The 8962-nt window shown below is 62.8% G+C and carries 9 protein-coding genes and 1 pseudogene; 4 read left to right on the top strand and 6 right to left on the bottom strand.

Features of this window, described 5'->3' with window-relative positions:
* A pseudogene (locus E5W87_RS12660) lies at nt 1–230 on the top strand (ribulokinase); the annotation flags it as partial.
* A 25-nt stretch (nt 231–255) separates the two neighbouring features.
* On the opposite strand, the gene E5W87_RS12655 reads toward E5W87_RS12660, so the two are convergent.
* The gene (locus E5W87_RS12655; RefSeq protein ID WP_292397653.1) at nt 256–834 is read right to left on the bottom strand and encodes a histidine phosphatase family protein; all 579 of its coding nucleotides are present in this window, start codon (nt 832–834) and stop codon (nt 256–258) included.
* Between the two features lie 271 nt (nt 835–1105).
* On the opposite strand from E5W87_RS12655, the gene E5W87_RS12650 reads away from it, so the two are divergent.
* Nucleotides 1106–2509, top strand: a complete 1404-nt coding sequence (locus E5W87_RS12650; RefSeq protein ID WP_292397650.1) for an MATE family efflux transporter — start codon at nt 1106–1108, stop codon at nt 2507–2509.
* A 40-nt stretch (nt 2510–2549) separates the two neighbouring features.
* Here the strand turns inward: E5W87_RS12650 and E5W87_RS12645 are convergent, their stop codons facing one another.
* From E5W87_RS12645 to speB, 5 genes are all read right to left on the bottom strand, one after another.
* Nucleotides 2550–2912, bottom strand: coding sequence for a hypothetical protein (locus E5W87_RS12645; protein ID WP_292397647.1), 363 nt, complete (start codon nt 2910–2912; stop codon nt 2550–2552).
* Nucleotides 2913–3041: 129 nt separating this feature from the next.
* Entirely contained in the window at nt 3042–3689 is a 648-nt protein-coding gene (locus tag E5W87_RS12640; protein ID WP_292397643.1) for an amino acid ABC transporter permease, read from the bottom strand.
* A complete protein-coding gene (locus tag E5W87_RS12635; protein ID WP_292397640.1) occupies nt 3686–4354 on the bottom strand; it encodes an amino acid ABC transporter permease in 669 nt (222 codons plus the stop codon). The genes E5W87_RS12640 and E5W87_RS12635 overlap by 4 nt, the downstream gene beginning before the upstream one ends.
* Before the next feature lie 6 nt (nt 4355–4360).
* Entirely contained in the window at nt 4361–5164 is an 804-nt protein-coding gene (locus E5W87_RS12630) for a transporter substrate-binding domain-containing protein (RefSeq protein WP_292397637.1), read from the bottom strand.
* 88 nt (nt 5165–5252) lie between these two features.
* Nucleotides 5253–6314 carry an agmatinase gene (gene speB, locus E5W87_RS12625; protein ID WP_292397634.1) on the bottom strand — a complete coding sequence of 354 codons (1062 nt, stop codon included), beginning with the start codon at nt 6312–6314 and terminating at the stop codon, nt 5253–5255.
* 179 nt (nt 6315–6493) lie between these two features.
* Here speB and gcvA point away from each other — a divergent pair, with 179 nt between their 5' ends.
* Together gcvA and pncB are read left to right on the top strand one after the other, a co-directional pair.
* Nucleotides 6494–7468 (top strand): transcriptional regulator GcvA, encoded by a 975-nt coding sequence (gcvA, locus tag E5W87_RS12620; protein ID WP_292397631.1) that lies wholly within the window; start codon nt 6494–6496, stop codon nt 7466–7468.
* 138 nt (nt 7469–7606) lie between these two features.
* Nucleotides 7607–8911 (top strand): nicotinate phosphoribosyltransferase, encoded by a 1305-nt coding sequence (pncB, locus tag E5W87_RS12615; protein WP_292397628.1) that lies wholly within the window; start codon nt 7607–7609, stop codon nt 8909–8911.
* Nucleotides 8912–8962: the final 51 nt, after the last annotated feature.

Below are 8962 nucleotides of genomic sequence, written 5' to 3'. Positions count from 1 at the left end.
GCTGCACGGTGGTCGAGCCGCTCGCCGACGAGGCGGTGCTGCTCGGCACCGGCATGGTCGCGGCCACCGCCGCCGGGCTTTTCCCTGATCTCAATGCTGCCTGCGTCGCCATGCAGCAGGGCGGCAGGAAGCGGGCGTCGAATCCGGCTGCCGCCGGCCGGTTCGATCGCGACTACCGCGTGTTTTTGGAGATGCATCGGCAGAGGCAGGCGCTGGACGCGATCAGATAGGCTCGAACAGCGTGCAATGCGGCTGCTATCTCTGGTTCCAGCGCCGGATAATTGGTTCGGCAAGGTCGTGCTCGTAGCCGAGTACGCTTATGCTGGCGGTATCCAGGACGAGGAGGGCGCCGTCTTGCGGCGGCAGGCCGAGCCAGCGCGCTGCCAGCATCCTCAGGAAATGAGCGCTTGAGAAAACCAGGACATTGCCGCCGACCTCGCGCAACTGGTTGACGATCCGATCCGCCCTCGCGCCGACATCCTGCGCCGCTTCGCCGCTTGGGCAGCCATCGCGAAAAAGCCGCCAGCCGGGGCGCTCGATGAGGATCTGCTTCGTGGTCAATCCCTCGTAGGCGCCGTAATCCCATTCCGCCAGATCGGCCTTTTTCACGCCGGCCGAACCGAAGCCGGCCAGCGTACAGGTCTTGAAGGCGCGCTGGGACGGGCTCGACCAGACGGCCTGGAACGAAATCCCCCGCAACCGCTCAATGATCCGCCCGGCGGCCTCCTCGCCGGCAGGCGTCAATGGTATGTCGGTCCGTCCGGTATGCTTTCCGGACGCGCTCCATTCCGTTTCGCCGTGCCGAACCAGGTAGATTTCGGGAAACGCGCTCATCCGCATGCCTTTCGATGGACTCTGATATGCCGCCTGCCCTTGTCGGATTGGCCACGACGCAAACCATAGCGGCTTCCATGCTCTCCCCAAATAGGCGTGAGACCCTCCGCCCGCTGGCTTAACCCTTGCCTGCCTCAGCCTCTTGCCATCTCCGCCAATTTCGTGGACAAGCCGTGCCGTTGATGCGGAATCCGGCCGATCGTGGCCATTTTCCGCGCTGAGACGTGGCTTCCGGCTTTAGCCGACGCGCCGCAATCGGATAGGCGAAAAAATGTCTGCGATCGAAGCCGGCGCCCGCGCGCCGGAAAACCTTTGGCGTCAGGAAATCAGGGCGACGCTGGCGCTCGCCTGGCCGATGGTGCTCACCAATCTCGGCCAGACCGCGATGACCGCCACCGACGTCATGATGATGGGACGGCTGGGTCCGGACACGCTCGCCAGCGGCGCGCTCGGCGCCAACCTCTATTTCATGCCGCTGATCTTCGGGCTGGGCCTGATGCTGGCGACTTCGCCGATGATCGCCACGGAACTCGGCCGCCGTCGTCACTCGGTGCGCGACCTGCGCCGTACCGTACGCCAGGGCCTGTGGCTGGCGATCCTCATCTCAATCCCGATCTGGATCTTTCTCTGGCGCGGCGAGGCCGTGTTGCTGGCCATGGGCCAGGAGCCGGCGCTCGCGCATCAGGCCGGCATCTACCTGCGCTGGCTAGAATGGGCGGTGCTGCCCTTCTACGGGTACATCGTCCTGCGCTCGTTCATCTCGGCGCTGGAGCGGCCGGGTTGGGCGCTGGTCATCGTCTTCGTTGCCGTCGCCTGCAACGCCCTCTTCAACTGGGTGTTCATGTTCGGCAATCTCGGCATTCCTTCGATGGGCATTGCCGGCTCCGGCCTCGCCACCACGCTGTCGAGCATGCTGATGTTCGCCGGCATGGCGGCGGTGGTGATGCTTGAGCCAAAGTTTCGCCGCTACCGTCTGTTCGGGCGCTTCTGGCGGGCCGACTGGCCGCGCTTCAAGGGCCTGCTGCGGCTCGGTCTGCCGATCGCCGGACTCCTGGCGTTCGAGGTGACGATCTTCAATGCGGCAGCCCTTCTCATGGGCCTGATCGATGCGGACTCGCTCGCGGCGCATGCCATTGCCATCCAGATCGCCTCGATCTCCTTCATGGTGCCGCTTGGCCTCAATCAGGCGGCGACGGTGCGTGTCGGTCTTGCCCATGGCGCCAGTGATGCGGAAGGTGTCTCCCGCGCCGGCTGGACCGCCTTTGTCATCGGCGTCTCTTTCATGGCGCTGATGGGCCTGGCGATGATCCTGTGGCCGCAGCTGCTGATCAGCGCTTTCATCGACCTCGGTAACCCAGCCAATGCCAGGGTGATCGGGCTTGCCGTGTCGTTCCTGGCCTTTGCCGCGCTGTTCCAGATTTTCGACGGCGCGCAAGCCGTGGCCGCCGGCATGCTGCGCGGCCTGCACGATACCACGGTGCCGATGATCTATGCCGCGATCGGCTATTGGGGCATCGGCCTGCCGCTCGGGGTGCTGCTGGCCTTCCATTCCGGGCTCGATGGCGTCGGCATCTGGATCGGCCTGTCGTTGGGACTGGCGGTGGTGGCGGCGCTGCTTCTCGCGCGCTGGCTGCGGCGAGACAAGATCGCGCCGCCGCTCTCCTTTGGGCACTGATGAAAGCGCCATCGTCACGAAGGAACGCGGGTCGTGACGTCTATGGATATTTCGTCTGATTTGCACTCGCGGCCTGTGGGCCTTCGCTTTGCAACTCTTTTGGCAGCGGAAGACTTGAGCACCGCAAGTGCACTTCGCGGGCGAACAATTTTCGTTGCTTCTGCTGGTGCTCCTTGATGGCTGCTGCGAGCCCCAATCCGTATGGGCCAAGAAAGACGCCGGTCCCCCAACCCGGCTGCTTTTTTTCGCGAGCATCGTAGTCCGAAGCCTCTATGCGGGCTTGCTGGCATCCCGGCGACGCCCATTTCTGGTCTTGCTTCGAAAGCGACGCGCCATAGTCGACCGGAGAGGTCGCGCATCCAGCCATTGTCGCGGCCAACGCGACGAGCATTGCAATTCTCATCCCCAAGCCCTTCCTTAAGTATGTGGAGAGTACATGGAACTCTTCTTCCAACAAGGAAATAGCTCCGAAGAGGCGGCTGGAAACACGGTTATCGTTATCAATCGTTTTTCACAGCGCAGAACCGGCGTCCTAGTTCGTGGTTGCCCGTCGTTCAAGCGAACGTGCGTATTGCGTCAGCGGGAAGCACATGATGAAGAAGATCAAAGCGACCAGCCCATAGACGGTGAACGGCTCGAAGGTCGCATTGTTGATGGCGTTGGATGTCCTGACCAGTTCCTCGAAACCGATGATCGAGGTCAACGCGGTCGACTTGACCAGCTGCACCAGGAAACCGACGGTCGGCGCGCGGGTGATCGAAAACGCCTGCGGCAGGATGATCAGCCTGAGCTCCTGCAGATAATGAAGGCCGAGGCTGGCGCCGGCGTCCCACTGGCCGCGCGGCAGCGCATCGACGCCGCTGCGCCAGATTTCGGCGAGATAGGCACTGGCGAAGAAGGTGAGGCCAAGTGCGGCGGCGGTCCACGGTTCGATACGCAAGCCCAGCATCGGCAGGCCAAAGAACATCAGGAAGAGCTGCATGAGCAGCGGCGTTCCCTGGAAAAGCGCGATGTAGGCCGAAGCAATTCGCCGGCTCCATCTGTTCTTGGCGATCCTGAAGAACAGAACGACCATGCCGACCGCGCCGCCGCCGACGAAGGCGGCCAGCGACAGAAGCACCGTCCAGCGCGCGGCGAGCAGAAGGTTGCGGACGATATCCCAGAAGGTGAATTCGATCATGACACGCCGGTTCCCAGAGCGCGGCGGCCGCCGCTGACCAGCAGCCGGCGCAGCCCCATCGACAGGACGAGGTAGACCATCGTCACCACGAAATAGGTCTCGAAAGCGCGGAAGGTCCGCGCCTGCAGCATGTCGGCCTCGTAGGTCAGTTCGCGCACCGCGATCTGCGACACGACGGCGGACTCCAGCATCATGATGACGATCTGGCTGGTCAATGCCGGAAAGATCACCTTGAGCGCCTGCGGCAGCACGATCTTGACGAAGACCTGGCGCGGCCTGAGCCCCAGCGCCAGTGCCGCTTCCGTCTGCCCGCGCGGCACGGCGTCGAGTCCGGCACCGACGATCTCGATCGTGTAGGCCGCCATGTTGAGCGTCATCGCCAGCATGGCGGCCAACACCGGATCGAGCCTTATGCCGATGCTGGGCAGCCCGAAGAAGATGAAGAACAGCTGCACCAGGAACGGCGTGTTCCTGATAATTTCGACATAGACGCCGATCGCCCGCTTGAGCAGCAGGGGGCCGTTTCGCCGCCCCGCCGCGCCGAGGATGCTGAGGAACGTTCCCGCTAGCGTGGTCACGGCGATCAAGAGGATCGTGGTGGCCGCCCCTTGCGCGATCGCGCCCGTCGCATCGACAAGCCAGCCGAAGTCGAGGCTATAGCCCACTCGATGTCAATCCTTGAGGTTGTCGGGATTGAGCGGCGTCTTGAGCCAGGCCTTCGAGCTTTCGTCCAGCTTGCCGTCGGCCAGCATCTTGGCGACCGCGTCGTTGACGGCCTGCTTCAGGCGATCCTCGTTCTTGTTGAGGCCGATATGCGAGGGTGAGGTAAGGAGCTGGAACTTCTGCTCCGGCTTCAGAGCCTCCTGGCGGGCGAGCACCTGGGCGCCGACATCGTTGCCGACGACCATCAGCTGGGTCTGACCCGAGATGAAGGCTTGGATGACGGAATTGTAGTTGTCGAAACGGCGGATATCGGCCGAGGCGGGTGCTGCCTCGGTAAGCGACGTATCTTCCAGCGTGCCGCGGTTGACGGCGATCGACTTGTCGGCGAGGTCGTCTTTGCCTTCGACTTTGAGCGCGGCCGGGCCGATCACGGCGATATAGTAGGGCGCGTAGGCGGCGGCGAAATCGATCACCTGCTCACGCTCCTTGGAATAGCCGACGCTCATCAGGATATCGACGCGCTTGTCGGTAAGATACGGGATGCGGTTCTGGCCGGTCACGCTGACCAAATTGAGCTTGACCTTGAGCTGGTCGGCGATGAACTGCGCCACGTCGATGTCATAGCCTTTGATGCTCATATCGGCACTGGCCGAGGAGAAGGGCGGAAAGTCGGAGAAAATGCCGACATTGATGGCGCCGGCCTTGGTGATGTCGTCGACCGCGTCGGCATTGGCGGCCTGGGTCGCGAGACCAAAACCGGCGAGCATCAGCGCGGCGGCGATGGATGATTTGATCTTCATTTGAAATGTCATTGTCGTTCCCCTGCTGGAAGCTTGTTTTGTTTGAATGCGGCCGCCGGCTCCAGCGCGGCGGTCGCCTTGGATTTGCTGTCGGGCTCCCTCAGGCTCCCTTGCCTGTTATCGCTGGGCTGAACACCATCAGGCTGAGGATCTCGAACAGCACCTGCGCGCCGGCATGTGCGGTGTTGGTGGTTGCGTCATATTGCGGCGCCACCTCGACGACGTCGCCGCCGACGATGTTGAGGCCCTTCAGGCCGCGCAGCAGTTCGAGCACCTCCCGCGTGGTCAGCCCGCCGACTTCCGGCGTCCCGGTGCCTGGTGCGAAGGCCGGATCGACGCTGTCGATGTCGAAGGACACATAGGTCGGCCCGTCGCCGACGATCTTTCGCGCCTTCTCGATGATGGCGGGGATACCGAGGCCGGTCACCTCTTCGGCATGCACGACGGTCATGCCGGATTCGTAGGTGAACTCCCATAGATATTCGGCCGAGCCGCGGATGCCGATCTGGATGGTGCGGGTCGGGTCGAGCACGCCGTCCAGCACCGCGTTGCGGAACGGGCCGCCATGATGGAACTTGGTCATGTCGAACAGGCCGCTGGTGTCGCAATGGGCGTCGATATGGATCATGCCGACTGGCGCCTTTTTACCGACAGCTTTCAGGATTGGGTGGCTGATCGAATGATCGCCGCCCACCGAAAGCGGAATGACGCCGGCGTCGACGATCTGGTTGGTGCGGCGCTCGATGTCGTCGTGGCTGGTCTCCAGCCGGTAGCGGCTCTGGAACGGCACGTCGCCGATGTCGGCCACCTTCAGCTCATGCGTTGGGGCGCATTCCAGCACATGATTGTAGGGCCCGATGCGCTCGATGGCGCGCAGCGCCCTTGGCCCGAAGCGGGCACCGGGCCGATTGGTGACGCCAAGATCCATCGGCACGCCGATCATCGCCACCTGCAGATCGCCGAAATCCGGATTGTCGGCGGCAATCTGCCGATAGGGCGCGGCGAGGAAGGTCGGGATGCCGGAATAGGGCGCCAGCCGCGTGCCGCTCTTGGAAAAGATCTTGTCGGCGACACGCCGGAATTTCGGGTCGAACATTTCGCCGCCATGGCTTTCGCCATATTTGCGGCGCAACGCTTCGAGCTTGCCGCTGTTATAACCCATGTCGGTCCTCCATGGCTGGTGCAGTGCGGCCATCAATGACGGTCGCCATCCCGCCGGCTGCCTGCGGATTTCAGGTCTTGATACTGTTCCCGGGCAAAGTGTCTTGTAGCCGCATTGAAAAATCAATTGATATTGTTAGGGTCTTCGTTGTGAGGAAATCTCACAGGTTTGAGGCTCTGATGGCCAAACGTCTGCCACCTTTGAATCCACTGCGGGCCTTCGAGGCGACGGCGCGCCACGCCTCGCTGACCAAGGCGGCAGCTGAGCTGAACGTCACCCACGGTGCCATCAGCCATCAGATCAAGGCGCTCGAACAGTCGCTTGGCGTCAAGCTGTTTGAGCGCGCCGGCCAGCGGGTGAAGCTGACGCCGCACGGCGCCGAATTGCTGCCGGCGGTGTCGACCGCCTTCGACGGCATCGCTGCCGCCACGCAGCGCATGACGAGGCCGGCCAGCACCGGCGCACTATCAGTGTCCTGCGTGCCGGCGCTGCTGCTGCTGTGGATGATCCCGCGGCTCGGCAGCTTCACTTCGCAATACCCCGACATCAGGCTGACGCTGATCCCGTCCAATGACGCCAAGGACATCCGGGCACCGCACATCGACATCTGCGTGCACTATGGCGACGGCAGCTGGACCGATTGCTGGATGCGCAAATGGTCGGGCCTCGAACTGTTCCCGGTGGTCAGCCCGACGCTGATCAACAACCGTCCGATCCGCACCGTGCGCGATCTCGCCGATCATGTCTTCCTGCATGGCGATGACGGCCGTGAATGGCACACCTGGCTGGCCGCTGCCGATGCGCTGGATCTGGAGCGCGGCCGCCGCCATCATCTCGGCGACGCCCGCATGGCGAGCGAGGCTGCGGTTCATGGTCATGGCGTGGCGCTTGGCGATACGGTGACCGCAAGCGGACTGCTCGCCAGGGGGCTGCTCGTCGCTCCGTTCAGCCTGTCGGTGCCGGCGGTCGACGATTTCTACGTCGTCTGTCGCAACGAGATGAGGTCGGCGCCAATCGTGCAGCTGTTCATCGACTGGCTGTTTGCCGAGAAAGAGCAGGCCGACGGCCGCGCCGATGCGCCGGTGGCGGGCCGTATCGGCATCCGCAGGAAGCGCCCGGCGCTGCGAGTGGTCGGCACTAAGACCGCGTCCTGAGGCTGCAATTGCCGAAGCTGTGTGCTTGCCGCAGGGTTTTCTTTTTGTCGGACCAGCCCGCAAAGCGGGAGGCGCTTTCAAAAATTCAATGCTAAGAGGCATTCCGCAGGGAGCGAGCAGTGAAGGCGGCATCGAGACATGACTAAGACCGATATAGCGCGGCGCGTCTACAACCACACCTGGAAGCTAGACCCGATCGTCCGCAGCCTGCTCGACACCGATTTCTACAAGCTGCTGATGCTGCAGATGATCTGGGGCATGTACCCCAACGTCGATACCACTTTCTCGCTGATCAATCGCACCACCTCGGTTCGCCTTGCCGACGAGATCGACGAGGCGGAACTGCGTGATCAGCTCGACCATGCCCGCACCTTGCGCTTCTCCAAGAAGGAGATGATCTGGCTCGGCGGCAACACCTTCTATGGCCGCAAGCAGATATTCGAACCGGAATTCCTCGCCTGGCTCGAAGATTTCCAGCTGCCGGAATACGAGCTTTCCAAGCGCGATGGTCAGTACGAATTGAGCTTCAGCGGTCCGTGGATGTACACGACGCTGTGGGAGATCCCGGCGCTCGCCATCATTAATGAGCTTCGTTCACGCGCCGCCATGCGGGCGTTCGGACCTTTTGCGCTCGACGTGCTCTATGCCCGCGCCAAGGCCAAGATGTGGGCCAAGACCGAGCGGCTGAAAGCGCTGCCCGATATCCGCATTTCGGATTTCGGCACTCGCCGCCGCCATTCCTTCCTGTGGCAGCGCTGGTGCGTCGAGGCGCTCAAGGAAGGCATCGGCGAGGCTTTCACCGGTACGTCCAACGTGCTGCTCGCCATGGACAACGACCTCGAAGCGCTCGGCACCAACGCGCATGAACTGCCGATGGTGTTTGCAGCACTGGCCAATTCGGAAAAGGAATTGAAACAGTCGCCCTACAAGGTGCTGCAGGACTGGCAGCGCTATTATGGCGGCAATTTGCTGATCGTGCTGCCGGACACCTTCGGCACCGCGGCGTTCCTGCGCGACGCGCCGGACTGGATCGCCGACTGGACCGGCTTCCGCCCCGACAGCGCCCCGCCGATCGAAGGCGGCGAAAAGATCCTTTCCTGGTGGCGCGAAAAGGGCAAGGACCCCAGGCAGAAGCTGCTGATCTTCTCCGACGGGCTCGAGGTCGAGACTATCGAGGAAACCTACCGCCATTTCCACGGCAAGGTGCGCATGTCGTTCGGCTGGGGCACCAACCTGACCAATGATTTCGAGGGCTGCGCGCCGACCGACACCAACCGCCTCGACGCCATCTCGCTGGTCTGCAAGGTCACCGAAGCCAATGGCCGGCCTGCGGTCAAGCTTTCCGACAATCCGGCCAAGGCGACCGGCGACGAGAAAGAGATCGAGCGGTACATCAGGATCTTCGGGGAGAAAGACCGCGTGGAGCAGCTGGTCAAGGTGTGAGAGGTGCGGATGGTCTCCGGCCAAAAGGAAAATCTCGAATAACGTGAGTTC

The sequence above is a fragment of the Mesorhizobium sp. genome, from assembly GCF_004962925.1.
In the GTDB taxonomy this organism is placed as follows: domain Bacteria; phylum Pseudomonadota; class Alphaproteobacteria; order Rhizobiales; family Rhizobiaceae; genus Mesorhizobium.
The sequence above is the reverse complement of the archived record's forward strand: the minus strand, read 5'-3'. Positions and strand labels throughout refer to the sequence as shown.

Coding starts and splice junctions, on each gene's coding strand:
- E5W87_RS12655 (WP_292397653.1), bottom strand. CDS start 834: ATGAGCGCGTTTCCCGAAATCTACCTGGTTCGGCACGGCGAAACGGAA.
- E5W87_RS12650 (WP_292397650.1), top strand. CDS start 1,106: ATGTCTGCGATCGAAGCCGGCGCCCGCGCGCCGGAAAACCTTTGGCGT.
- E5W87_RS12645 (WP_292397647.1), bottom strand. CDS start 2,912: ATGAGAATTGCAATGCTCGTCGCGTTGGCCGCGACAATGGCTGGATGC.
- E5W87_RS12640 (WP_292397643.1), bottom strand. CDS start 3,689: ATGATCGAATTCACCTTCTGGGATATCGTCCGCAACCTTCTGCTCGCC.
- E5W87_RS12630 (WP_292397637.1), bottom strand. CDS start 5,164: ATGACATTTCAAATGAAGATCAAATCATCCATCGCCGCCGCGCTGATG.
- speB (WP_292397634.1), bottom strand. CDS start 6,314: ATGGGTTATAACAGCGGCAAGCTCGAAGCGTTGCGCCGCAAATATGGC.
- gcvA (WP_292397631.1), top strand. CDS start 6,494: ATGGCCAAACGTCTGCCACCTTTGAATCCACTGCGGGCCTTCGAGGCG.
- pncB (WP_292397628.1), top strand. CDS start 7,607: ATGACTAAGACCGATATAGCGCGGCGCGTCTACAACCACACCTGGAAG.